Source organism: Aliarcobacter trophiarum LMG 25534, from assembly GCF_003355515.1.
Classification (GTDB): domain Bacteria; phylum Campylobacterota; class Campylobacteria; order Campylobacterales; family Arcobacteraceae; genus Aliarcobacter; species Aliarcobacter trophiarum.
Genome location: NZ_CP031367.1, coordinates 1,844,464 through 1,870,437 on the forward strand (window position 1 = coordinate 1,844,464; position 25,974 = coordinate 1,870,437).

At 28.4% G+C, this 25,974-nt stretch carries 28 protein-coding genes; 4 read left to right on the forward strand and 24 right to left on the reverse strand.

All coding sequences use genetic code 11. The annotated features are described in order from the left end of the window. The first annotated feature begins 1 nt into the window (after position 1). Positions 2-1,393 (forward strand): sensor domain-containing diguanylate cyclase, encoded by a 1,392-nt coding sequence (locus tag ATR_RS09470; RefSeq protein WP_115429242.1) that lies wholly within the window; start codon positions 2-4, stop codon positions 1,391-1,393. Between the two features lie 43 nt (positions 1,394-1,436). On the opposite strand, the gene ATR_RS09475 is transcribed toward ATR_RS09470, so the two are convergent. The 11 genes from ATR_RS09475 to hypB form a co-directional block, all read right to left on the reverse strand. Further along, a complete protein-coding gene (locus ATR_RS09475; protein WP_115429244.1) occupies positions 1,437-2,402 on the reverse strand; it encodes a zinc transporter ZntB in 966 nt (321 codons plus the stop codon). Positions 2,403-2,414: 12 nt separating this feature from the next. Next, positions 2,415-3,074, reverse strand: a complete 660-nt coding sequence (locus ATR_RS09480) for an ABC transporter ATP-binding protein (RefSeq protein ID WP_115429246.1) — start codon at positions 3,072-3,074, stop codon at positions 2,415-2,417. Beyond that, positions 3,071-3,715, reverse strand: a complete 645-nt coding sequence (locus tag ATR_RS09485) for an energy-coupling factor transporter transmembrane component T family protein (protein ID WP_115429248.1) — start codon at positions 3,713-3,715, stop codon at positions 3,071-3,073. Before ATR_RS09485 ends, ATR_RS09480 begins: the two co-directional genes overlap by 4 nt. Beyond that, the gene (locus ATR_RS09490) at positions 3,712-4,194 is read right to left on the reverse strand and encodes a hypothetical protein (protein WP_115429250.1); all 483 of its coding nucleotides are present in this window, start codon (positions 4,192-4,194) and stop codon (positions 3,712-3,714) included. Before ATR_RS09490 ends, ATR_RS09485 begins: the two co-directional genes overlap by 4 nt. 4 nt (positions 4,195-4,198) lie before the next feature. Next, entirely contained in the window at positions 4,199-4,792 is a 594-nt protein-coding gene (locus ATR_RS09495) for a CbiM family transporter (RefSeq protein WP_115429252.1), read from the reverse strand. 1 nt (position 4,793) lies between these two features. Continuing rightward, positions 4,794-5,519, reverse strand: coding sequence for a DUF4198 domain-containing protein (locus ATR_RS09500; protein ID WP_115429254.1), 726 nt, complete (start codon positions 5,517-5,519; stop codon positions 4,794-4,796). An 88-nt stretch (positions 5,520-5,607) separates the two neighbouring features. Continuing rightward, positions 5,608-5,949: a hydrogenase/urease nickel incorporation protein HypA gene (gene hypA / locus ATR_RS09505; protein WP_115429256.1), complete on the reverse strand. Its 342-nt coding sequence runs from the start codon at positions 5,947-5,949 to the stop codon at positions 5,608-5,610. A gap of 103 nt (positions 5,950-6,052) precedes the next feature. Further along, complete coding sequence (gene hypE, locus ATR_RS09510; RefSeq protein WP_115429508.1) at positions 6,053-7,048, reverse strand: hydrogenase expression/formation protein HypE; 996 nt, start codon at positions 7,046-7,048, stop codon at positions 6,053-6,055. 7 nt (positions 7,049-7,055) lie between these two features. Next, positions 7,056-8,183: a hydrogenase formation protein HypD gene (gene hypD, locus ATR_RS09515; protein ID WP_115429258.1), complete on the reverse strand. Its 1,128-nt coding sequence runs from the start codon at positions 8,181-8,183 to the stop codon at positions 7,056-7,058. Next, positions 8,176-8,436 (reverse strand): HypC/HybG/HupF family hydrogenase formation chaperone, encoded by a 261-nt coding sequence (locus ATR_RS09520; RefSeq protein WP_115429260.1) that lies wholly within the window; start codon positions 8,434-8,436, stop codon positions 8,176-8,178. The genes hypD and ATR_RS09520 overlap by 8 nt, the downstream gene beginning before the upstream one ends. Positions 8,437-8,539: 103 nt before the next feature. Next, positions 8,540-9,340, reverse strand: a complete 801-nt coding sequence (hypB, locus tag ATR_RS09525) for a hydrogenase nickel incorporation protein HypB (RefSeq protein ID WP_115429262.1) — start codon at positions 9,338-9,340, stop codon at positions 8,540-8,542. A 108-nt stretch (positions 9,341-9,448) separates the two neighbouring features. Between hypB and ATR_RS09530 the strand changes: the two genes are divergently transcribed. Continuing rightward, positions 9,449-10,090: a hypothetical protein gene (locus tag ATR_RS09530; protein ID WP_115429264.1), complete on the forward strand. Its 642-nt coding sequence runs from the start codon at positions 9,449-9,451 to the stop codon at positions 10,088-10,090. A 2-nt stretch (positions 10,091-10,092) separates the two neighbouring features. Here the strand turns inward: ATR_RS09530 and ATR_RS09535 are convergent, their stop codons facing one another. The 10 genes from ATR_RS09535 to ATR_RS09580 form a co-directional block, all read right to left on the reverse strand. Further along, on the reverse strand, positions 10,093-10,395 hold the full coding sequence (locus ATR_RS09535) for a TFIIB-type zinc ribbon-containing protein (RefSeq protein WP_115429266.1): 303 nt from the start codon (positions 10,393-10,395) through the stop codon (positions 10,093-10,095). Between the two features lie 22 nt (positions 10,396-10,417). Further along, a complete protein-coding gene (gene hypF / locus ATR_RS09540) occupies positions 10,418-12,664 on the reverse strand; it encodes a carbamoyltransferase HypF (protein WP_115429268.1) in 2,247 nt (748 codons plus the stop codon). Continuing rightward, the gene (locus ATR_RS09545; protein ID WP_115429270.1) at positions 12,661-14,163 is read right to left on the reverse strand and encodes a Kae1-like domain-containing protein; all 1,503 of its coding nucleotides are present in this window, start codon (positions 14,161-14,163) and stop codon (positions 12,661-12,663) included. The genes hypF and ATR_RS09545 overlap by 4 nt, the downstream gene beginning before the upstream one ends. Beyond that, positions 14,147-14,734 (reverse strand): HyaD/HybD family hydrogenase maturation endopeptidase, encoded by a 588-nt coding sequence (locus tag ATR_RS09550; RefSeq protein ID WP_115429272.1) that lies wholly within the window; start codon positions 14,732-14,734, stop codon positions 14,147-14,149. The genes ATR_RS09545 and ATR_RS09550 overlap by 17 nt, the downstream gene beginning before the upstream one ends. 36 nt (positions 14,735-14,770) lie before the next feature. Continuing rightward, positions 14,771-15,472: a cytochrome b/b6 domain-containing protein gene (locus ATR_RS09555; protein ID WP_115429274.1), complete on the reverse strand. Its 702-nt coding sequence runs from the start codon at positions 15,470-15,472 to the stop codon at positions 14,771-14,773. Positions 15,473-15,482: 10 nt separating this feature from the next. Next, the gene (locus tag ATR_RS09560; protein ID WP_115429276.1) at positions 15,483-17,207 is read right to left on the reverse strand and encodes a nickel-dependent hydrogenase large subunit; all 1,725 of its coding nucleotides are present in this window, start codon (positions 17,205-17,207) and stop codon (positions 15,483-15,485) included. Beyond that, complete coding sequence (locus ATR_RS09565; protein WP_115429278.1) at positions 17,207-18,442, reverse strand: hydrogenase small subunit; 1,236 nt, start codon at positions 18,440-18,442, stop codon at positions 17,207-17,209. Before ATR_RS09565 ends, ATR_RS09560 begins: the two co-directional genes overlap by 1 nt. A gap of 233 nt (positions 18,443-18,675) precedes the next feature. Further along, the gene (locus ATR_RS09570; RefSeq protein WP_115429280.1) at positions 18,676-19,413 is read right to left on the reverse strand and encodes a YaaA family protein; all 738 of its coding nucleotides are present in this window, start codon (positions 19,411-19,413) and stop codon (positions 18,676-18,678) included. Positions 19,414-19,427: 14 nt separating this feature from the next. Next, a complete protein-coding gene (locus ATR_RS09575) occupies positions 19,428-20,069 on the reverse strand; it encodes a MarC family NAAT transporter (RefSeq protein ID WP_115429282.1) in 642 nt (213 codons plus the stop codon). Next, positions 20,069-20,725, reverse strand: a complete 657-nt coding sequence (locus ATR_RS09580) for a Crp/Fnr family transcriptional regulator (protein ID WP_228254232.1) — start codon at positions 20,723-20,725, stop codon at positions 20,069-20,071. Before ATR_RS09580 ends, ATR_RS09575 begins: the two co-directional genes overlap by 1 nt. A gap of 82 nt (positions 20,726-20,807) precedes the next feature. On the opposite strand from ATR_RS09580, the gene ATR_RS09585 reads away from it, so the two are divergent. Then, the gene (locus ATR_RS09585; RefSeq protein ID WP_115429284.1) at positions 20,808-21,170 is read left to right on the forward strand and encodes a nitrous oxide-stimulated promoter family protein; all 363 of its coding nucleotides are present in this window, start codon (positions 20,808-20,810) and stop codon (positions 21,168-21,170) included. Here ATR_RS09585 and ung read toward each other — a convergent pair. From ung to ATR_RS09600, 3 genes are all read right to left on the reverse strand, one after another. After that, positions 21,157-21,807 (reverse strand): uracil-DNA glycosylase, encoded by a 651-nt coding sequence (gene ung, locus ATR_RS09590; protein WP_115429286.1) that lies wholly within the window; start codon positions 21,805-21,807, stop codon positions 21,157-21,159. The genes ATR_RS09585 and ung overlap by 14 nt on opposite strands. Before the next feature lie 84 nt (positions 21,808-21,891). Next, positions 21,892-23,283 carry an aldehyde dehydrogenase family protein gene (locus ATR_RS09595; RefSeq protein WP_115429287.1) on the reverse strand — a complete coding sequence of 464 codons (1,392 nt, stop codon included), beginning with the start codon at positions 23,281-23,283 and terminating at the stop codon, positions 21,892-21,894. 73 nt (positions 23,284-23,356) lie between these two features. Further along, the gene (locus ATR_RS09600; protein ID WP_115429289.1) at positions 23,357-25,009 is read right to left on the reverse strand and encodes an acetolactate synthase large subunit; all 1,653 of its coding nucleotides are present in this window, start codon (positions 25,007-25,009) and stop codon (positions 23,357-23,359) included. Between the two features lie 315 nt (positions 25,010-25,324). Here ATR_RS09600 and ATR_RS09605 point away from each other — a divergent pair, with 315 nt between their 5' ends. Next, positions 25,325-25,966, forward strand: a complete 642-nt coding sequence (locus tag ATR_RS09605) for an HAD family hydrolase (RefSeq protein WP_115429290.1) — start codon at positions 25,325-25,327, stop codon at positions 25,964-25,966. The last annotated feature ends 8 nt before the right edge of the window (positions 25,967-25,974 follow it).

Genomic DNA, 25,974 nt, shown 5'->3' on the forward strand with positions numbered 1-25,974 from the left:
GATGAATAAACTTATTAGAATAAAAGATTTTTCTTATCTTATAAAAATAAATAAGAATATAATAGTAGATACTTGGTTAGAAAATCAAATAGTAAAAGATATTTTTTTAGCACACCAACTATCTTTAAAAATCGAGCAAAAAAAGGTTTTTATCGATATATTTGAATCTATTATGGGCTCAATGCAGTGGGAGTTGAGTATTTCAGATTCATCGACAACAGATAAATTTTTAAATATCTTAAATGAATCATCTTTTAGTACAAATGACTTTTTTACTCTTTTTACATCATTAAAAAACTCTATAATCCTATTTTTTAATATCGAGGGGTTATTGTCATTTAAACTATTAAAAGATATCGAAAATAACTTTTTAGAGATTACAAAAGAGCTTTTTATAAAATATGAACAGATGAATAATTTAGAACCTATTCCTACAGTTGATAATACAAATCTACTCAATGAATATAAAAAAGCTGTTGACTTAAGTACTATTGTTTCAAAAACAAATCCAAAAGGGATTATAACTTATGTAAATGATAAATTCTGCGAAATATCTGGTTTTAAAAGAGAAGAGTTAATAGGTAAACCTCATAATATTGTAAGGCATCCTTCTATGTCAAGCAATACTTTCCAAGAACTATGGAGCACTATAAAAAATAAAAAAACATGGAATGGACTAATAACAAACCTAAAAAGTGATGGAAGAAGTTATGTTGTAAACTCTACAGTAGTCCCAATTTTAGATGTTGATGGTGATATAGTTGAATTTATAGCTATAAGAAATGATGTAACAGATTTTGAACAAGCAAAAGAGCAATTAAGTAATTTAAATAAGGCTATGAAACATAAAGTAGATGAACTTTATTCTATGGCACAAACACTAGAACAACAGGCTTCTATTGATGTTTTAACTGGGGTATTTAATAGAATGAAATTTGAAGAATTTTTTGAATTTGAAATGCAAAAAGCAAAAATACAAAGAACAAAACTCAGTATTATTTTACTTGATATTGATAATTTTAAAAATATAAATGATAATTTTGGGCATGATATTGGAGATGAAATATTAAAATCTATAACAAAACTTATATCTTTAAACATAAGAGCTACTGATACTATTTCAAGATGGGGTGGAGAAGAATTTGCAATTTTACTCCCTGGAACTTATCTTGAAAAAGCTATTCTTGTTGCAAATAATATTAAACAAATTATAAATGATCATGACTTCTCTTTAACTCCAAGTAAAACTACTTGCAGTTTTGGAGTTGCAACATTAAATGATATGGATAGTAAAGAGAGTTTATTTAAAAGAGTAGATAATGCTTTATATAAAGCAAAGAATATTGGTAAAAATATTGTAGTAGGTGAAGATGAGCTTGATAAAGATTTTTAGAAATTGTCTTGTAATTTAATATTTAGGCTATTTTAGCCAAATATTAAATCCAGTTTTTTCTCTTGAAAAATATAAATTGAGAGATAACTACAAGCCCTAGTATTCCTAAAAATATAAAAAAGGCATTCTCATGATTCGCCCCTGGAATTCCTCCAACATTTATCCCTAAAAGCCCTGTTAAAAAAGTAAGTGGCAAAAATATTGCAGATAAAATAGCCAAAATATACATTTTCTTATTCATCTGCTCAGTTAGACTATTGACTAGCTCTTCTTGAAAAAGTATAACTTTATCTCTTATTGTATCAAGCTCCTCTATATGACGTATTAATTGGTCTGTTGTCTCTCTTAATTCAATTTTTTGATACTCATCTATCCAAGTTAACTTTTCATTATAAAGTTTAATTAAAGCCTCTTTTTGTGGAGCCAAATATCTTTTTAAAATAATACTCTCTCTTCTAATCTTTAGTATTTCTGCTCTAAAACCACCTTTATGTTCATCTTCTAAAATATTCTCTTCTAAAAAATCTGCCCTTTCTTCGATTTTATCTATTACACTATCCATTCTATCAATCATTCTATAAGTTAATTCAACTAAAAATTCAGAAGAACTTTTTATACCATTTCCTCTTCTTAAGTTTTCACTTATCTCTGTTACAGATAAAATATCCTTTCTACTTGTAGAGATTATTAAAGAAGAGGAGATAAAGATACGAATAGAGATCATCTTCTCTGGTTTTGAATTTGGTTCTAAATTCACACCTCGTAAAGCAATCAGTAAAGCATCATTTAAAACAATAGTTCGTGGTCTTGTTTCATCTGTTAAAAGTGCTTCAACGGCAACAGAGTCAATGTTACTATATTTTCTAATCCACTCTTTTGCCTCTTTAGTAGTATAATCAAAATGCAACCACAAGATTTCATTATTTTTTTGTAGCTTAGATAAATTTTCATACTTAAACTCTTTGGCAGTTCCATCTTTTTCTATTAAAAAACCTTGAAATGGTCTCATCTTTTACCTTTTTTAACTTAATCTTATCTCTGTTAAGCTCTTATTTTCCAAATTATAAACCTTTGAAGCTAATTTTTCTATAAAGATTTTATCATGAGAGACTATTACCATTGATTTATCTATTTTGTTTAAAATATCTAAAATTAAATTTTCACTCTTCTTATCTAAAGCATTTGTAGGTTCATCTAAAAGTAGTATTTTTGGCTCTTTTATCAAAATTGCCGCAAGTGCTACAATCTTTTGCTCACCTCCACTTAAATCATAAATCACTCTATTCTCAAGATACAAAATATCTAATCTTTTTAACATCTCAATACTTTTTTTATATGCTTCCTCTTTTTTTATACCCAAAGTTAGTAAAGAGAACATAATATCTTCAATAACAGTAATACATAGAAAAAAACTACTTACATCTTGTGGTAAATAACCTATTTCATCCCTATATTTTTCAAAATCGTTTTGATATTTTATTTTATTATGGAAAATTTCTATCTCACCATTTGTAGCAATTTTTAAGCCAGCAATTATTTTAAGAAGTGTTGATTTTCCAACACCATTTTGTCCAACAATAGCGATCTTCTCTTTATGGTCCAAATCAAAATTTATATCCTCTAATATATACTTATCACCTTTTTTATATGATATGGATCTTAAATTTAACGAACAACTCATGAACTAACCTTTATAAAAAATAGAACTATAAAAAGAGATAATAAAAGTAAATCTGTAACTTTTAAACTAGCCTCACAATTTAGAAATATCTCATCTTTAAAGCCTCTTAAAAGAAAACTCTCTTTTAAACTATTTGTTTTTGATACTGTTTTTATAAACAAAACTCCAAATATATTTCCATAAGTTTTATATGTAAAAATATCTATTTTGGGCTTAAAGTTCCTAGCTTTTAAAGAGTTCTTAATATTTTTTAACTCAATATTTAACTCAAAAATCAACCTTACAGTAAAATATAGAGTTGAAACAAATTTTTTTGGAAATCTCAAGATTTTAAACCCTTTAACAATATCAAATCCATTTGAAGAGAAAAATAGTAAAAGGTTAAATAAAATTATTAGATTAACTTTAAGAAATAGATTTATCGCTTCATATATATTTGTCTCAAAATATAAAAAAATGGATAAAACCACTATAAAGAAATTCAAAAGGAGCAGTTTTCTTACAATTTTTAAAAATATTTTATAGTTTAAAAATATCAAAAAAACCGCAGGAACAAAGAAAAGTAACTCAACTCTTGAAAAACTTACAATTAAGCTAAACAATATGGAACAAATAAGAGAAATTGCTGGATTTAATTTCAAGTTTTAAATCTTTTTATTAAAATAAAAATTAGAAAAATCAAAAATAATCCAAAAGCTATTTTTAAAAATTCAAAGTAGTTTAATTGCTCTTCTAAAACCTCTATTCTATGTTTTAAAATACTATTTTCTTCTATTAATTGTTCTAACTCTTTACTGTTTTTTACTCTACTATTTTCTTGATCTTTTTCGATTAAAGTTGAAGTTTTTATCTCTTTACTAACTAAATGACCGCTTCCTGCATCAATAGTAACCTTTAAATCATTTTTAGAAATTTTATAATTATATTCACCATTTTTGTCCAAAATATCTTCAAAATCAGGCTCTTTTTCTACTTCTATTTTAAACTTACAATTTATACAAGGTTTTGCATTTGCAAAATATGAGTTAATATATAAATTCTCATCTTTTAAATCTAAAAATAGATTTACTTTGTGAGCAGATAAAAATATTGGTAAAAACAAGATTATTATAAATCTCATATGCTTAATTCTTTAGTAAATTTGGCATAGTTTTTTTAATATATAAAAATAAAAAAAGTGTAACTAAGCCTTCTAAAATCATTGTTGGAATATTTATAAAAAGTATAGAGTATGCGATAGTTTCATACTCTTGTCTTGAAAAAAATAATAATATAAAAAGAGTCAAAGATGATATTAAAATTCCAAAAAATCCAACTAAAAAGAACTTAATCTTATCATTTAATCTTTTCAAAAAATCTAATTTAAAAAGTAGAAAAACAAAATATGAAGCTACTCCCATAATTACTATATTTGCTCCAATAGAGCTAATTCCACCAAAACCTAGCAAAAAAGCTTGTAAAATAAGTGCCAAAGAGATAGAAAATATTGCAGTACTTCCCAAAAAAAGTCCAATAAATCCTATGAGCATTAGATGAATTTGAGTTGGTCCAAAAGGTATATGAATAAATGAAGCTACGAAAAATAAAGCACTCATAGCTGAAGCTAATGCTATCTTATCATTTGTAAGATTTTTAAAAGAGTAGTATAAAAAACCAAAAGCTACAACAGTAGATACTGTTGCAACTTCTAGACTTAAAACACCATCACTTATATGCATTTTAGTATGCTTTTAACCAAAACAAAGCACCATTTTCTATTGGATATTTTTTACCTTTATACTCTTTTTCACCCTCTTCTATTAAAGCTGCGAAGCCCCACCATCCTTTATGGTTCATCACAAAAGAGAAAACTCCATTTTTATCAGTTTTTATGCTTTGTGTTATATGTGAAGAAGTTGGAGCTTTTAATCCAAATTCATTGTAAAGCTCAACTTCAACTTCTATATTTGTTTGAGTTTTTCCATCTTTTAAAACAACTCCTTGAAAGATATTTCCAGCATAAATCCCAAAAGGTTTTGTAAGAGGAACTATCTCATATTTTAAACCAATTGGTTCATCCCATCCATCTTCAACACCAAAAGCGCTAACAATTACCTTTGGAACATGGCTTATAAAAAGTCCTTCGCTCTCTTCGAAATATGGCTCTGGTTGTACAAAAAATTTATAAACTCCTGGCTTTGTAACTGTATAAGAGCTTTGCCAAGCTTTATTTTCAAACTTAGTTATTTGTGTGGGAACAATCTCATTTTTTGTACTATTTACATAGATACCTTTTGGTTTTTCCATATTCATTCCACTTTGTTCAAATGGATGAATAAACATAGAATCTATTTTAATATTTGAATCTTTCTTATCTTCTATATTATCGCTTGATGGAAGAAGAGTTAGAAAATGTGCATTTCCATATAAAATAGTAAGTAACAAAGTTGAAATAATTTTTTTCATAAAATTCCTTTTTTATCTTGTTGAATTATAATTATCTTTAGTTTATGTAAAATAAAATTTACTTTTTCTTAATTATTTTTGGAACAAATTACTCAAATTCTAAACTCATAAGATACATCTCTTCACCATCTATTACTTTTAAATTTACACTTTGGCATTTTGGGCATGAAAACTCATGTTTTTCTAAAATAGATCTACTATTACAATCATTGCATAAGATCTCAATTTTCTGAATATTTATTATAAATTTAGAATCATGGCAAATAGTTTGCTCTTTAAATGTATCAAAGGCGGTTTGAAGTAAATCAGGTTCTACCCCACTTAAAACTCCAATTTTCACAACTACTTTTGTAACTCTTTTTGCATTATTTTGTCGTGCATATTCTTCACAACTTTCCAGTAGAGATTGAACTATACTATATTCATGCATAATAGTTTCCTTTTAATATTAAGTTTTCTTTTTTAGTACAGAAATAAATTCTGTTAAAAAGAAGCAAAAACTCTAAAGAGTGCAACTTATTGCACTTAATTCATCAACAAATTCTAGGAAGAAGCTCTCCACAAGGCATATCCAAAAACCTTTTTGTACCAAATGAGCTATTTAAAACCACTTTTTGTGGATATTGTTGTGTAACTTTTCCTATAATTGAAGCATTTTTTGCATTTTCAAATCTTTGTAAAATCTCTAAAGTTCTATTTGCATCCTCTTTTGCTATAGCCAATACAAATGTTCCTTCATTTGCCAAAGAAGTTGCTTCAAAACCTAACATTTCACAAACTCCCTTTACCTCATCACTAACTGGAATACTTCTCTCATCTATTTCTATACAGACATTTGACTGTTTTACCCACTCATTCAAAACTGCACTTAAACCGCCTCTTGTAGCATCTCTAAGAGCTGTTATTTTAATCTTTTCATCAATCAAAGCCTTTACCAAAGGAAATAAAGAGGAGCAATCACTTTTTAAATTTGAACTTAACTCTATTCCCTCTCTTGAGATATAAATAGTTGCTCCATGTGCTCCGATATCTCTACTTACTAAAATTAAATCATTTGTTGAGATATTATTTGAGCTAATTCCACTATATAAAACCTCTCCTATACCTGAAGTATTTATAAAAAGTTTATCAACAGAACCTTTTGGAACAACTTTTGTATCACCACTTACTATTATTGCATCATTTTTTGCCAACTCTTCTTTCATAGAATTTACTATACTTTGTAATTGAGAAACTTCAAACCCTTCTTCTATAATAAAACTACAAGTAAGATATTTTGGCTTTGCCCCCATCATCGCTAAATCATTGCAAGTTCCACAAATTGCTAATTTTCCAATATCTGCTCCAGCAAAAAAAAGAGGGCTAACTGTAAAACTATCTGTACTTAGAGCAAGTTTTCCACCTTCTATAACTGCAGCATCTTCATTTCTCTCTAAAATCTCATTTTTAAAAGCATTATAAAATACCTCTTTTATTAGTTCATTATTCTCTTGTCCACCATTCCCATGTGCTAAAGTAACTGTTTTCATATATATCCTATTTAAGTAAATTCCCATATTTATAGTAAGCACTACAAGCACCTTCACTACTTACCATACAAGAACCAATTGGATTTGTAGGAGTGCAAACTGTTCCAAAAAGCTTACAATCAAGAGGTTTTGCAACTCCACTTAAAATATCAGGACATCTACAAGCTTTATTCTCTTTTGCTCTATTCTTTGGAAGAATTTCATCATACACTAGTTTTGCATTATATTTTTTATACTCTTCTCTTAACTCATATCCACTTTCAAGAATAGTTCCAACACCTCTAAACTCAAAAGAGGTTTTAATTAAATATTTATCTACAAGCTCTTGAGCTTTTATATTTCCTTCAAAGCTAACTACTCTTTTATACTCAACTTCCAACTCTACTCTATTTTGTACAAATTGACAAACCAACATGTAAATTGACTCTATAACATCAACAGGCTCAAAACCACTTACAACAACTGGTTTATTATATCTTAAAGGGAACTCTTCATAGATTTTACTTCCACTAATCACACTAACATGAGCTGGTCCTAAAAAAGCATCTATTTTATTATCTTTTTTATCCACTAAAGCTCTCATAACTTCGGGAACTGTAATATGATTTATATGGAAAAGAATATTTTTTATATCATTTTTTATAACCTGTTCAAGTAAAGCACAAGTCATAGGAGTTGTTGTTTCAAATCCTATTGCAAAAAAGACTACTTTTTTATCTTTGTTTTCAGTAGCAATCTTTAGACAATCCATAGGAGAATAAACAAATCTTACATCAGCACCTTTTGCTCTTGCATCTTGCAAACTTCCACGGCTTCCAGGTACTTTTATCATATCTCCTAAAGTTACAAGTATCACATCTTTTTGTAAACTCAACTCATAAGCACTATCAACTCTCTCTTTTGGCATTACACAAACAGGACATCCAGGTCCATGAACAAAATTGATTTTTTTATTTAAGATTTGAGGAAGTCCATATTTCATAATAGTATGAGTATGCCCACCACAAACCTCCATAATATTTATAGTTTTATCATAATTTTCAAGCTCTATATCTATTAGTTTTTTGTAGGCTTTTATTGTTTTTGGATCTCTAAAACCATCATATAAATCTTTTAGTTGTAACTTTTTAACCATTTAAGGCCTCTTGCTTCTCTTTCTCTTCTAGTTTTTCTATAATTTCTTGGTAAACTTTCAAAGACTCTAGAGCATCTACTTCATCTATTTTATTCATGGCAAAACCAATATGAATTAAAACATAATCACCTACTTTTACCTCTTGGTCTATTAAATCTAAACAAGCTGTTCTTTCAACTCCCATGGTATCAACTACACAACTATTTGTATCTTTATCTATGCTTTTTATTTTTGATGGTATTGATAAACACATAATTTTCTCCTAAAAATATCCCATCTTTCAGGGACTAAATTCATATCTAACTACTTAAAAAATTACTAAAGAGGCAAACTCTAAAGAGCATAACTTATTAGGATTAACGCATCTTTCTTTTAAAATTTATCCAATCAATTACATTTTGGAGTGACTCTTTATCTTTGATATTTACCTCTAAAATATCTACATTTGGTTTTAATTTTCTAGCTTCTTGTTTCTCTTTTTCTATATCATATTCAAAATAAGGCAACAAATCAGTTTTTGTAAACAAAATTAAATCAGCACTTCTAAACATAACTGGATATTTTATAATTTTATCTTCCCCCTCAGGTATTGAAACAAGTACAATATTTAAGTGAGTTCCTACATCATAAGATGCTGGGCAAACTAAATTTCCAACATTCTCTATAAAACAAACATCAATTTCGTCTAAATCAATATCATGTAAAGCTTTATGAACCATAAATGCATCCAAATGGCAAGCACTTCCTGTTTGTATTTGAATAGCATTTATCCCTTTTGCTTTTAATCTATCAGCATCTTTTGATGTCTCTAAATCTCCTTCAACAACTGCAAATTTAAAATTACAAATTTCTGATAATTTTTCTAAAAATGTTGTTTTTCCACTTCCAGGACTTGACATAAGGTTTATTCCTAAAACTTTATGATTATCAAAATGTACTCTATTATGAGAGGCTTCATGATCATTCTTATCTAATATTTTTTGAATTATAGAAATAGTTTTTACATCATTTAATAAAGGATTAGATTTTAAATTATCATTTATAGGTTTAAATATAGTTCTATTTCCATGATTATGGTGACTATGATTATGTTCATGGTGATGATGTGAATGATTATGCTCCATTCCAGCTATTGTACATCCGCAATCTTTACACATATTTTTCTCCAATTATTTTTATAAAAGTCTAACCCAATTTATTTTAAAACTATTTGATAAAAATTAAACACATATGTAAATTTAGAACCAATTTGTTACAATCTATTTATGATATGCCCAAACTGTAAAAACAAAGAGTTTTATACTCTTGCAAATAATTATATAAAATGTAAGAAATGTTCTAAAAAGCTCTCTTTAAAGAAGATTGAAAAAGATATTTTAGTTATACAAAAATTCTGTGAAAACAAGAGTGCTTTTGAAGTATCAAGTGAATTAAAACTAAATTATAAAACTATAAAGGATAGATTTGATATTTTAAGAGAAAAAATTGCAATTTTTTCTGAAGTTATTTATAATTCATCAATAAAAGATAGTACTGAATATGAAGAGTTTTATTATCTAAAAGAGAGAGAAAAATTAAAGAAAAGAAAGAGTCTTAGTGAAGCTATAAATATTATTGGGTTTTATTCTAACCAAAAAGTATATACTCTTTTAATGCCAAAAATAGGTAATAGAGCATTTGATGTAGAAGATGGATTTATTCAATATTTAAGTTGGTATAAAATTCACTCCCAAAATGCGCATCAAACAAAACTAAATAAGTTTTGGAAGTTTTTAGAAAAAAATCTGAAAAAACATAAAGGGGTAGATGAAGATAGATTTTTCTACTATTTAAAAGAGTATGAATTTAAGTTTAATTATAAAAAATCTGAACAGCTAGAGATTTTAAAATCTCTTAGTTTCTCATAAAACTAAAAATCAAAATCAAAGATTTCAGATAAAAATCCCTCTTTCTTCTTTTTATACGGTGCTTGTTGTCTATTATTATAAGAGTTATATTGTTGATTATTATTGTATTTATCATATGAATCTCTATCTTCATTTTTCGCAAAATTTGATTGTTGATTTGTCTGATAACTTGAACTCTTTTCTATAATTTTATCTAATTCTCCTCTATCAAGCCAAACTCCTCTACATGATGGACAATAATCAATTTCAACACCTTGTCTTTCACTCATTACTAATTCTATATCTTTGCAAATAGGACATTTCATTATAATACTCTTTTATTTAATTTTATAATTGGAAATATACTTGACCCAAACTTATAGCTTCATCATTTGGGCTATATTTCTCTCCTAAATAAACATCTCTATTCATTTTATTAAGCTCTTTTAATAAAATCTCCACTAAAGTTCTGTTTTGAAATACTCCACCACATAAAATTATTGGCATCCCTTTATAACTATTGGAAATATCAATAACCATATTTACAACTGTATTTATAAATTTTGAAGCAATAGCTTTTTTATCTTTTTTACTCTCTTCTTTTACAATCTCTTTTATCATTTTTGAAAAATCAATAATATTATCGACAATCTCATAAGAGAAAAACTCTTTTATATTCTCATTATATAAATTTTCTATACAAAGACCAGTTTCTCCTTCATACTCTTGTATATGTAAAATATTAGCAAGTGAACAAACTGCATCAAACAATCTCCCAAGAGAGCTTGTAAGTGGTGAGTTTAAACTTTTCTGCCAAAGTGTATATAATGTTTTTATCTCTTCTTTTTCAAATAAATTCAAGCAAGATAGATTTAAATTTAAAACTTCTTCTAATGTAAAACTATCAAAAAGCAGTGATAATGCAACTCTTTTTGGCTCTTTTATAGCTAGTTCTCCCCCTAAAAGTTTAAAATATTTTAGATGATAAGCTCTTTTATACTCTTTTGAATTTGCAATAAATACTTCGCCTCCCCAAATATTTTTATCATCCCCATATCCTGTCCCATCAAAAACAAAGGCTAAAACATCTTCTTTTATAGAGTTTTCTGCTAAAACTGCCAAAACATGTGCATAGTGATGTTGTACTTGAACTAATTTTAAATTTGGATTTTTATGCTTTAACTCAAAAGCAAATTTTGTACTCTCATATTTTGGATGTTTATCACAGACAATAATTTCAGGTGTAAAATCATAGAAACAGAGGAAATTTTCTACGGTTTTTTTATAGTTTTCTATTGAAGCAATAGAATCTAAATCCCCCAAATATGGAGTTGTAATAATTTTATTATCAAAAGCTATACTAAAAGTTGATTTTTGATTTGCACCTAAACTTAATATTTTCTTACTAAATCTACTATTGACTTTTAAACTATTTGGAGCATAGCCTCTACTATTTCTAAGTTTTATTATTTTTTCATCAGTAGTAACTTGCACTATTGAATCATCACAACTATTTAATATCTCTCTATTATAATCAAGTACAAAATCAACTAAATTATTCAGTTTTAAAAAAATATCCTCTTTTGCTGTGATTATTGGTTCACCTTTTAAATTTGCACTAGTTGCAATAATTGGCTTAAATAGGTTTTCAAATAAAATATAGTGTAAAGCACTATTTGGTAAGAAACAACCAATTCTTTTTATATTTGGGGCTACAAGATTTAATAAATCTCTATTATCTTTTTTTTCTAATAAAACTATTGGTCTTTGTTTTGAACTTAAAATATTTTCCTCTATTTGTGAACATATAGCATACTCTTTTAAGAAATTTATATCTTTAAACATAACAGCAAAAGGTTTTGTAGCCCTTTTCTTAAACTCTCTTAGCTTTATTATAGTTTTATTATTTGAGGCATCACAAACTATATGAAATCCTCCCATACTTTTTATTGCTAAAATTTTTCCATCATTTATATATTTTGAAGCTAAATTTATAGCATCTATTTTTGATGCAATTAAAGTTTTATTATTGTTATATAAAAAAGTTGTTGGTCCACACTCATCACATGAAATTGCTTGTGCATGGTATCTCCTATTTATTGGATTTTCAAACTCATTTTGACACTTTTTACAAAGATAAAAATCCTTTAAAGCACTGTTTTCTCTATCATAAGGAATAGTTTTGGTTATGGAGTATCTAGGACCACAATTTGTACAGTTTGTCAAAGGGTATAAATATCTAAAATTATTTTTATCAAAAATATCATCTATACAATCTTCACAAATAGCTATATCACTAGGAATTGTAGTTGTTTTATTATCAGAACTATTACTATTTTCTATTTTAAACTCAGAAAATTGTTTATTCGAATCTTCTATTTTAATATCATCAATAACAGCAAGAGGTGGAGGATTATTTTTTAACTCTTCTAAAAAACTAAAAATATCATTAGTCTCTCCAAAGACTTCTATATTTACGCCAATATTATCATTATTTACATAACCATAAAGATTGTGTTTTATTGCTAAATTATATACAAAAGGACGAAATCCAACCCCTTGAACAGTTCCATAAACTCTTATTTTCTTACTTATATGTAATCCATTGCATACTCTTTTGGTAAGATTATATTATATTTTTTACTAAGTTCTTTATAAACCTTATGGAAAATTTGTCTATTTGAAAAAATATTCCCACATAAAACTATATCTTTTGCTTTTGTTTTTCTTGCTATTTCTCTTAAGTAATCTATTAAAAATTCACCTAAAAATTCATAAAAAGAGAAACTAAGTATCTCATTTGAAACATCCGCCATTTTATACGACATAACTGATTGAATAACTCTTCTATAATCTAAATAGTTTTTATTATCAATTTTAATTAATTTCATATCAATTTGTAAAGCATCAACATAGCCACTATTTAGAGCTAAATCTTCAAAATCTTTTACTTCTTCTAAGTTTAAAAGTTTAGTTATAGTTTCTAGGATAGTATAAAAACCACTGTTTTGTGAAAGTTTTATATCTTTCGTATAAGGAAATTTCTTTAAAAAGTTATCAACCAACCTTCTACAATTTTCATCCATACAAGATATATCTTCCAAAATTTGGTTCATATTAGATTCAATATCTGGAATATATATTACTCTTTTTTCTTCTTCATTTACAACTCTTATATCTACAAAACTATTTTTAGAATTCAATGAAAAATAAGCTCCAATAGAGTTTTTATCTAAAAGATTATGCTCATGTAAAACTGCATTATAAATATTTGAAAAAGAGTTTAAATATTCACTACTTGAATTAAAAACTATATCTTTTTTATAATCATATTTTGGATACAAAGTTTCATCATCACAAATAATGAGATTTACTCCTTCAAAACTAGAGGCTTTTAACTCATCTTTTTTAGTTGTATATAAAATATAATCAATATTTTGTTCTTTTAATGCTTTTGACAGCTCAACTTCTTTAAAAGAGTTTACAACTCTTGTAAAAATATAACCACTCTTTGAAATATTTTCATCTATATTTTTTAGTTTTAATTTAACTAAAGGTCTTTCAATTGAACATAAAAGATTTAGTTCATCATTTTCTATAATAAATAAATCATTTAAAACTCTACTATTTATAAGTAACAATTTTATCTCTAGATCACTCTTTAAAAACTCTTTTATTATCTCTTTATTTGGTAAAAATAATTTTAACTCTTCAAACTCAATAAGCTTATTTTTGTTTAACTCTACAATTTGGCTTAAATAATCAAAATTAGAATTTTCTAAAATTCTTTTAACTTTTATATTTGTTAAAATCTCAAAATTCTCTTTTATATTTTTATCTTCTAATTCTTTGTCATTTTCATCGAAATCTTCAATCAAGTAAGATTTCTTTAAAAACATAGAATAAGGAAGATTTGTCTCTAAATTTGAGAAAAGCTTTTCAATATTTTTAAGCTCATCATCAATAAATATTAGAATAAACCCAAAATATTGTTTTGTATTTGCATTTATATTTGAGTAATTTATAACCTCATCTATTAATCTTTTAAAATAAAAAGAAGTTGAGTTATATTCTATTTTATAGATTAACTTCATGAGTGAAATCCTCTTCATTAGGAATTCTAGTTAGATGAGAACCATTATAACTTCCAATTAAACTTTTTACAATATCTTCAACACTTATATCTGACCTTTTTGTAAGTTTAAAACCTAAACTTTCTATCTCTTTTAAAGAAGTTTCTATAAAAAGTGGGAATTTTTCTTCCATAAGTTTTGTAAGCCCTATTTCAACACTTTGTATATCTTGTGGAACTACTCCTATAATTGTAACATTTGCATAAGAATCTAAAACGGAGACAATCTCTAGCATCTCCACAATTTCTACTTCATGAGCAGTTTTTCTATATTTCCCAAGTCCTAATAAAACATCACTAGGAAGCCTAAATATACTTCCAACTTCATCATCAATAGAGACAGTATCTAAAATAATGACATTTTTATACTCTTGAAAATATGCCATTAGTTTAAATCCCAATGTTCCACCATCAATAATTTCTAAACCTTCACCAAATTGATAATTCTGCTTTATATATTCACTTGCATAAATTCCTATACCCTCATCTTTAAAGAGCATATTTCCAACACCAATTATAATTGTATCTTTCATATAAATATTTAAAAGGCTTAAGCATAAGCTTAAACCTTACTTCTCCTCTTCTTTTACAAACTTACTTCCACCAAATACTATAGCAATATCACCCTCTTTCCAGAAAATTGTTCTCCAAACTTGGTAGTAAATATGTATCATTACCCAAACAAGTATAAAATACATAGTATAATGATGTGCTATTCTAACCCCAATATTTCCACCAAAAACATACAGTGTCCAATCAGTAACCAAATGAAGCATTGTTGGCCACCAAGTTCCAATAGAGCTATGTCCAGATGCAAGTCCATGAACATATAGCTGAAGTCCAGAAAATAGCATAAATACTAACAATAGATGAAAAATTGTAAAAAATACAATATTAAAACTATCACTATGGCTTGAATCAAACTTTTTTCTTCTATTAAGTGTAATTAGATTTAAAAATACCTCAAAAAACTCAACAATATTTTGTTTATTTGGTATTAGTTTTTTATAAGGCTTTTCAAATCTTGAAAAAAAGTATAAATAACCAACTAAAACGGCGGTTACATCAAATATGATAGCAACAATAAAATGGGCCCATCTATTCCATGCCATAACATATTTATCAACAGCAGGGTCTGCTATAAATGTTTGATAATATGGATGACCAATATATAAACCAGTGATAACCGCAGCTATCATACTAAAAAATGTAACCCAGTGAACTATTCTCATAGTTCCTGTCATTCTTTTTATCTCTATATTTTTTGCCATAAATTGCCCCTTAAATTGGATTTACTTTATAAACACCAAGCTCTTTACCATTTGTATCAATAATATGAACTGCACAAGCAATACAAGGATCAAAACTATGAATAGTTCTTAAAATTTCCAAAGGTTGCTCAACATTTGCAACTTTCGTACCAATTAAAGCAGCTTCATAAGCTCCCATTCTTCCTTTATAATCTCTTGGAGCCGCATTCCATGTTGATGGAACAACAGTTTGATAATTTGCAACTTTTCCATCTTTTATCTTAACCCAGTGTCCCAAAGCTCCTCGAGGAGCCTCTTCAAGACCAATTCCTTTTGCATCTTTTGCAACTGTATTAAAATCGAACTCTGTCCATGTTGATAAATCTCCATTTGCTGTATTTAAAGCTAACTCATCTATCCATTCCATCATAATATCAGACATTAACTCACTCTCTATTGCACGAGCAGCTGTTCTCCCGACTGTTGAAAATAATACTGTTGCAGGAAGATTTGCATTTGTTAAAAAATTTGTCACATATTTTTTAATTCTTTCATCATTTGAAGCATACCCTACAATCATTCTAGCAAGTGGACCTACTTCCATTCTCTCATCATCATAAAGTGGAGATTTAATCCATGAGTATTTATTTTGTGTATCCAAATATGCGATATTATCCTCTTTTTTACCAAAACCTGTGTAGTTTGGCTCTGTTACACCATCAAATGGATGAAGATTTGTATTTCCTTTATACCAAGCATGAGTCACATCTTCAGTAATTTTTGCTTCATCTACTTTATAAACTTTGCTTAAATCTTTATTCTTTACAATTCCAGTAGGAAAAAGTTTTTGTGATTTATAAAATGGTAAATCATCAAGATTAAATCCACCATAAGTCATATAGTTTCCTAATCCTCCACCAGTTCCATTTAAGGCCTCTTCCCCATACATAGTTCCAGCCATATAAACATCAGGTAAATATGCCTCTTTTATAAACTTTCTTCCTTTTTTAAGTAACTGTTTGAATTCGGCAATTCTTGCAGGATTTTTAATATCTTGAACACAAGTAACTCCACCTACAACAAAAGATTGTGGATGAGGGTTTTTACCCCCGAAGATAGCCATCATTTTTGCCAACTCTCTTTGAAGTTCAAGAGCGTCAAGATAGTGAGAAAGCCCTATTAAATTCTGTTCAGGAGTTAATTTGAAACCATCACTTCCCCAATAAGCATTTCCAAAAATACCTAATCTTCCTTGTTTTATATATTTTTGAACTCTCTCTTTTACTTGGATATATACATCTTCACTAGCATTCCAAGCTCTTTGGTTTGAAAGAGCTGCCCATTTTTGAGCTTCAGCTACTGTTGCTTTTGGGTCTGCATCAAGTGCTTTTGTAATATCAACCCAATCGAGAGCATGAAGATGATAAAAATGTACAACATGGTCATGAAGATATAAAGCACCTTGAATAAGATTTCTTACTAATCTTGCATTTTTTGGAATAGTTATATTAAAGGCATCTTCAACTGCTTCTATACTTCTTTGATAATGAGTTCCTGTACAAACTCCACAAATTCTCATAGCTAATAAGCCACAATCTCTAGGGTCTCTTCCTTTTAAAATCTCTTCTATACCTCTAAACATTGTTGAAGATGAAAAAGCATCTGTTATAATATTGTTTTCATCAATAATTGCCTCAATTCTAAGATGCCCCTCAATCCTTGTGATTGGATCTACTACTAAGTGTTTCTTTACCATTATATCTCCTTGTTTTCATCTGCTTTTTTTCCAGCAACTACACTAGCAATTGCATGAACTCCAATACCAACTGCTGTTGCAGTTAAAAGTCCCAAACCAAACTGATCAACAGTTTTCTCAACTCCACCTGTTGGTGCTTTTATTCTTGCTGTTGCCATTGGTCGTTCATAAGCATATTTATCCCAAAAATCTGGTTCACTACATCCTATACAACCTCTTCCTACCCCAACTGGCCAATTTACTCCATCATTGTATCTTACAATTGAACAGTTATTAAAAGTCATTGGGCCTTTACATCCAACTTTATATAAACACCAATTATTTTTAGCACCTTCATCTCCCCACTCTTCAACAAACTCACCTGCATCAAAGTGAGCTCTTCTTTCACAATTATCATGAATTCTATAACCAAAGGCAAATTTTGGTCTTAGAAGTGAATCTAGTTCAGGAACTTGCCCTGTTAAAACATAATGTAATATAACACCAACCATATTTGCTGGATTTGCAGGACATGCTGGAATATTTACAATAGCTTTCCCTTTTACTAAATCCATAACTCCTACAGCACCTGTTGGATTTGGAGAAGCTGCTGGAACTCCACCAAATGTAGCACAAGTACCAACTGCAACAACTGCTGCTGCATCTTTTGACATTCTCATTAAGTGCTCATAAAAGGTCTCACCACTAGCACCAATCGTACCATATTGACCATTATTTGCCATAGGAATTGCTCCTTCAACAAATAGAAGATATTTTCCTTTATAAAGATGTACTGCCTCTTCTAGTTGCTTATCAGCATCATGACCTGCACATGCTTGTAAAGTTTCATGAAATTCTAGGCTTAATACATCAAATAGTAAATCATCAACTGTTGGAGCTGAGCTTCTTAAAAGAGCTTCAGAATTTCCAGCACAATCTTGTAGCTCTATCCAAACAACGGGAACTCTATTCATAAGCTCTGTTGCTTCAGCAACAAGCGGAGCAAACATAGGTGGAAGCATCAATGTAGCAGTTGTTGCACTAACCCACTTCATAAAATCTCTTCTATTTATTCCCTCACTATCAATAATATCCATCATATCAATATCTTTTAGAGGTTCTTGTTCTCTTAAAGATTGAAGTCTTGCTTTTGATTTCTCAAACAAAGAGTTATAAAACTCTTCACCTTTATTTGTATCAACTCTAGTTGATTTTTGAGTAAAAACTTCCCTCACTCTCTCCATATTATCGTTCATATATCCTCCTACTTAAAATATAGACAATCTTTTAAGAATGTATTCCAATAAAACTTATATTTTAATAAAGAAATATCCAAAAAAGGATTGAACTTGTCTTGATTGAAAATAATGATAAAAATAATTTACGATTTATTGGTACTTATAAAGATTATTTTGTTCCAAAACTATTTATGTGTAGAATTTTATAAGTTTTTTCTAAACTGTTACATTAATTAACAAATATATAAAAACTAATTTATAATAAAAACTATCTCCTTTTTAAAACCTTGCTCTTTTATCTCAATAAGATTTAGATTTGGGATATTTATTTGTAGGAGTTCACCAAAAAAATTTATCTTTTTTTGTGCAATTATTTTTAGAATCTCCCCTCTATAAGCCTTTGCAAAGTGACTTACAACTTTTCCATCTTTTATAAATTTCATAGTATAGTATGGTTTTTTTATGGTATAAAATTTTTCATAAAATCCTGCTCTTAAGTCTAAAATATCTTCATCTTCTAAATATTTATCCAAAATATCACTAAAACTCTCATTGTAAAACTTCTCTATTTTTAGATTTTCAAAAGTTTCACCCTGTTTCAGTTTATAATCAGGAATCTGGTCACTCGCTTTTATTACTCCAAAAAGGTTTGAAAATATCAAAACATTTTCATCTATATATTTTTTAGAGCTCTCATCTAAATTTTCATAATCCAAATAATCGTAAGCAACACCTTCATATCTTTGTATTGCTTTTAAAAGTGGATTTTTAAAAATATTCATTTTATATTTTTCTATTACATCATATTTTTTTGTACCAAAAAGTTTTTCTAACTCAGATACGGTAGCAGTCTTTAAAAAATTATTATAAGAATTTAATATCTCTAACCTTTTATTAAAAAGTTCGGGAAATATAACACTATTTTTATCAAAATTCTTTTTATCCCCACCACTATTTTTTGTCTCGCTAGGAGAAAATAATATCTTCATATTTATTCCTAATTTTAATTTGGAAAATTTATTACTATCTCTTTTACACCATTTATCATAAATTGTGTTCCCATACAAACAAGTAAAAACCCCATAATTCTTGAAATTGCATCTACTCCATTTTGTCCAACTATTTTCATAATTACATCGGCACTTCTCAAGCTAAACCACAAAATAATACTAAGAATTAAAGGAACCAAAATTGAGGCTGTATAAATAACCCACATAGGAGAATTTGCTTGTCCACTACTTACACTAGAGGCTATACTAATAACCATTGCAATTGTTCCAGGTCCTGCAGTACTTGGCATTGCAAGTGGAACAAAAGCTATACTCTCCTCTTTCTTATCTTGAGTATTTTCATCTTTTTTTGCAGGAAAAAGCATTCTAAAACCAATATATGCAACTATTAATCCACCTGCTATTCTAAGACCTGGAATAGATATCCCAAAGGTTTTCATTATAAACTGTCCAAAATAGAATGAAATAACTATAATAAAAAATACATAAACTGAAGCAAGAAAAGCTTCTCTATTTTTTTCTTGCTTTGTCATATTATGGCTAAGTGCAATAAATAGAGCAACTGTAGTTATTGGATTTGCCAAAGGAAGTAAGATAATAAGTCCCAAAGAGACACTATTGAATAATGCTATCACTAAAAATTACCAATAAAGCTATGTAACTTATTATGATTTAATATTTTGATATGTCCTTTTTCATTCTCTATAATTTGCTCTTTTTTTAGTTTTGACAATTGTCTTGAAAAAGTCTCTGGAGTAATATTTAAAATTTGGGCTATTTTTACCTGTTTTAGAGTTTGAAGAAGCTCTTCATTTTCATATAAAAATTTTGCAATCTTTTCCATACTATTTAAACTTACATTATAATCTATAAAATTTTGCAAAAATTTTATCTTTTTTGTAAGAGATTTTATAAAAAACATTGCAATATCAGGTTTTAGTAAAAACTCTTCTCTAAATTTGTTATAATCAATTAAAATAACTTCAGCATCTGTCTCAAAAGAACAATTTGCTAAAAAATTTATATCTTCATAATTCATTATTTCAGCTATTAATGCAGGGCCTGTAAGATTATGAATTATCACTTCATTATCCTTAAAATCATGTGTGTAAAGTTTTGCAATACCTCGCACTAGAAGATGAAGATATTTTGACTCATCACCTTTATAAAATAGTATTTCATCTTTTTTATACATTTTTTTTGAAGATATACTTTTTAACTTATCTAAATCTTTCTCTTCTAAAAAATTAAAATATTTATAATCATCATATTTTCTTGAAATATTATCCACTTCACTCTCCTTATTGACCCCCGTCAATTTTATATTCACAATTGTATGAAAAAATACTAAAATTTAAGTTAAAGTTAGCAAAATGACACACGAAAAATTTGAAATTGAGATAAATACATTAAAAAAATTTTATGAACTATACTGTAAAGATAAACATGAAAATCAAACTTTTAAACTTCATAAAGAGACTTATAGAGGAACTGAGTTTGAATTAGAGCTTCTCTTATGTAAAGAGTGTTTTACAGCGATAAACTACTCTTTTGATAGACTTCAAGGTTGTCCACATGAGATAAAACCAAGGTGTAGAACTTGTAAATCTCCATGTTATGAAAAACAAAAATGGAAAGAGGTTGCTAGAGTTATGAAATATTCAGCTATAAAACTATCTTTAGGAAAAATTAAATCAAGAGTTATGGGTATATTTAATAATTCTACCAAAGAATAGCCTCTTTTTTTAGTGATACTAAAATATCATTTGCTCTTGAAAAGTGTTTACAACCAAAAAAACCCCTATATGCACTAAGTGGACTTGGATGAACTGAAGTCAAAATATAATGTTTTGTCTCATCTATTAATTCTTTTTTTCTTATAGCAGGAGTTCCCCAAAGTAAAAAAATCATATCACTACAATTTTGGCTAATATATTTAATAATATTATCTGTAAATACTTCCCAACCTAATTTTTGATGGCTACCTGCTTTTGCCTCTTCAACAGTTAAAACTGTATTTAAAAGTAAAACCCCTTGCCTTGCCCAAGGTGACAAATCTCCATTTACACAAACTGAAGGTTTTCCTAGATCTTCATAAATCTCTTTTAAAATATTTTGCATTGAAGGTGGATTTTTAATATTTGCTGGAGTTGAAAATGCTAAACCTTGTGCTTGTCCGAAGCCATGGTATGGGTCCTGTCCTAGAATTACAACTTTTAAGTTATCAAGTTTTGTAAGAGAAAAAGCTCTAAAAATATCATTTTGTTCTGGAAAAACTCTTGAAGTTTCATACCTTCTATCAATCTCTTGTTTTAATATTTTATAATAATCTTTTTGTTTTTCTAAATTTATTACCTCTTCCCAACTATTCACTTTTATATCCTTTTAAATAGATTTCTTAAATAAAAAAAGCTAAGGTAAAAACCTTAGCTTTTAAAGTATTAAAAAAATCGCAAATTATAAAACAGAAGATTTTATAACCATCATTTTTTCAACACTCATATCATTCATTGAGTGTGGAATTCCACCCATTCCAAGTCCTGATACTTTTGCTCCACCAAATGGCATCCAATCAACTCTAAATGCTGTATGATCATTTACCATTACAGCAGTTGCATTTAATCTTTTCACAGTTTTTAATGCATTATCAATATTTTTTGTAAATACAGCTGCTTGGAAAGATACATCAAGTTGATTTGCTCTAGCAATTGCTTCATCTAGAGTTTTATAAGAATATATACAAACAACAGGTCCAAACACCTCTTTTGTAGATACTAAAGCATCTTCAGCTGGATTTAAAATAACTGTTGGCTCAAAACAAGAAGCTCCTATTCTTTTTCCACCAGTTAAAATTTTTCCACCTTTTGAAACAGCTTCATTAACCCACTCTTCAACTCTATCTACCTCAGCATTATTAATTAGTGGTCCCACTTCTGTTTTAGGGTCAAGCTGATTTCCAACAATTAATTTTGAAGCTGCTGTTGCTAATTTACTAGCAACTTCTTCACAAATTGATTCTTGAACAAATACTCTTTGAACAGATACACAAACTTGTCCAGCATGATAAAACCCACCCTTTGCAAGTGCTGGAATCATATCTTCAATATCAGCATCAGCTTCAACAATAACTGGTGCAACTCCACCATGTTCTAAAACAACTCTTGTTCCATCACTAGCTTTTGAATTTAAATACCAACCAACAGATCCTGAACCAATAAATGTCAAGAATGCAGTTTTTGGTGATGTAGATAATAACTCTCCACCTTTTCTATCACAAACAACAGCTTGTGCCCATCCTTTTGGAAGACCTGCCTCTTCAAGAATTTCTACTAATCTAACTGCACTCATAGGAGTTTGAGTTGCTGGTCTAATGATAACTGGACATCCAGCTGCAATTGCAGGAATTACTTGGTGAACTGCAAGATTAAAAGGGTGATTAAATGCAGAAATTGCAGCAACAACACCTATTGGTTCTTTAAATGTATAAGCCATTCTATTTGCACTTGTATTTGTGTGTCCCATAGCTACTTCTTTTCCTTCAAATACACTTAAATATTCAATAGCTATTTTAATTCCATTTATTGCTCTTAAAATTTCAACTTTTGAGTCAATATAAGGTTTTCCACCCTCACTTGCACAAAGAATTGTAAGCTCTTCAACTTGAGAACTCATAATTTTCATAACATTTTCTAAAATTTCAACTCTTTTGTATTTTGGTAACCACCCATCTTTATTTGTAAAAGTTTTATGTGCTAGATCAATAGCAGCTTCAACCTCTTCAAAAGTGTTAAATTTTACACTTCCTACAACTTTTCCATCAAATGGTGATGTAACATCTATTTTGCTCATATTTTCTCCTTTTTTTAAAGTTTTAAGAATAAAAAAAGGGGCTTTTTTTAAAGCCCCTTTGAAACGGTATTAATTATACCAAACAAGTTTTTTGTGGTAAAAGCTCATTTAAGATTGAGTGATTTAAAGAGTAATCAACTGCAAGATCAATCAAATGAAGTCCTTTACTATTTACACATTTTTCTAATGTAGCTTCAAACTCTTCAACAGATTTTGGTCTATAACCATGAGCTCCATAAGATTCTGCATACTTAACAAAATCAGGGTTTCCAAGGTCAAGTCCATATGACTCAAATCCCATTCCTGTTTGTTTCCACTTAATCATTCCATATGCATTATCATTTAGAATAATTACTGTCATATCAATTCCTAATCTAACAGCAGTTTCCATCTCTTGAGAGTTCATCATAAACCCACCATCTCCACAAACACTTACTACTTTTTTCTCTGGGTTTATCATTTTTGCCATCATTCCTGAAGGTAATCCAGCTCCCATAGTTGCTAATGCATTATCAAGTAAAAGAGTATTTGGTTTTGCACATCTATAGTTTCTTGCAAACCATAATTTATAAACACCATTATCAAGAGTTACAATATCTTCATCAGCTAAAGTTTTTCTAATAGCTCTTACAGCTCTTTGAGGTAAAATTGGGAATCTATTATCACCAAAATATTTTGATAATCTTGTTCTTATCTCTTCAGCCATTCTTGTATAATAGTCAAAATCCCAGTGAGATTGAACTTTAATTTTTTCTGTAATTTTTGCAATATTAGATGCAATATCACCTACAACATCCATTTGAGGGAAATATGTATCATCTACTTCACTTGCAAAGAAGTTTACATGCATAACTTTTGTTGCACCCTCTTTATTTGACATAAAAAATGGTGGTTTTTCAATAACATCATGTCCTACATTGATAATCAAATCTGCTCTATCAATTGCACAGTGAACAAAATCATCTTTACTTAATGCTGCCGCACTTAAACACATTGGATGGTTTTCATCAACAACACCTTTCCCCATTTGTGTAGAGAAAAATGCCATTCCAGTTTTATTTACTAAATCTGTTAATGTATTTCCAATTCTTGTTCTATTTGCACCCGCACCTATTAAAAGTAATGGTCTTTTTGCTTTTTCAATCATAGAAACAGCCTCAGCAATAACATCATCAACTGCTGCTGGATATTTTACATTGTGTACAGGATAGATTGTTGTATCTGAATCTACTGGTTCGTGTGCAATATCTTCTGGTAACTCAATATGAACAGCACCTGGTCTTTCAGTTGTAGCAATTTTAAATGCATCTCTTACAACAGATGGGATATTATGAACATTTACAATCTGTTTTGCATATTTTGTCATAGGTCTCATCATTCTTACAATATCAATGATTTGGAATCTACCTTGTTTTGATTTTTTAATAGGTTTTTGACCTGTAATCATCATCATAGGCATTCCACCTAATTGTGCATATGCTGCACAAGTAGCAAAGTTTGTAGCTCCAGGGCCTAAAGTTGCTAAACAAACTCCAACTTTTCCTGTTAATCTTCCATAAGTTGCTGCCATAAATCCAGCACCTTGTTCATGTCTTGTTAAGATTAATTTGATATTTGACTTTCTCATAGCTTCTAAGAAGTCTAAATTCTCTTCACCTGGAACACCAAAAATATACTCAACACCTTCGTTTTCTAACGCTTTTACAAATAAATCCGATGCATTCATCTTTTACTCCAAATTTTTATAATAAATTAATTATACAAAAATATAATTAACACTTTTTAAATTAAAAACTAATCCAATATATAAAAAAAATATATTTGATAAACCTTGCTATTATAACCACAAAATAGTTTAGTTTGACTAATATCAATAATTTTTATCCAATCTATGCTACTTTTTTAACAAAAAGTTACACTTTTATTTTAAAGCCCTATTTCACAAGCATCTATACTTTTATAGAAAATTTTTATTTTGTTACCTAAAATCTCATTTTTATATTTTTTTGATAAAATCTAAAAATTTTAAAAAGGAAAAAGAGTGAAAAAAACAGTTATTTTTGATTTAGATGGCACACTTTTAGACTCCATTTATGATATTGCTATTTGTATGAATGAAGCTTTAAAAAAATTAAATTTAAAAACATATAGTGTTGATGAGTATAAGTATTTTGTTGGTTATGGAGTTGATGAACTTGTTTTAAATGTTCTAAGAGATAATTTAGATTTAAAAGATACTCTTATAAAGGAGTTTAAAGACATTTATGATGGAAATCTTCATAAGAATACAAAACCTTATGATGGTATTTTCGAACTCCTAGATGAGCTTGTAAAAAGAGATTATAATCTTGCAGTATTATCTAATAAACCTGATTTAATGACCAAAGAGTATGTAAAAACTATATTCAAAGATTACCCTTTTATAGAAGTTCATGGACAAAAAACTGATACTCCAAAAAAGCCAAGTCCAATAGCAGCAATTAAAATTGCAGAAGCTTTAAATACTCCTTGTAGTGATATATTTTTTGTTGGTGATACAAAAGTTGATATGCAAACTGCTAAAAGTGCCAATATGAAAGCAATTGGTGTTTTATGGGGATTTAGGGATGAAAAAGAACTAAAAGAGTTTGGAGCTGATTTTATAGTAAAATCACCTTTAGATATTTTAAATATTTTAAAATAGACAATAAA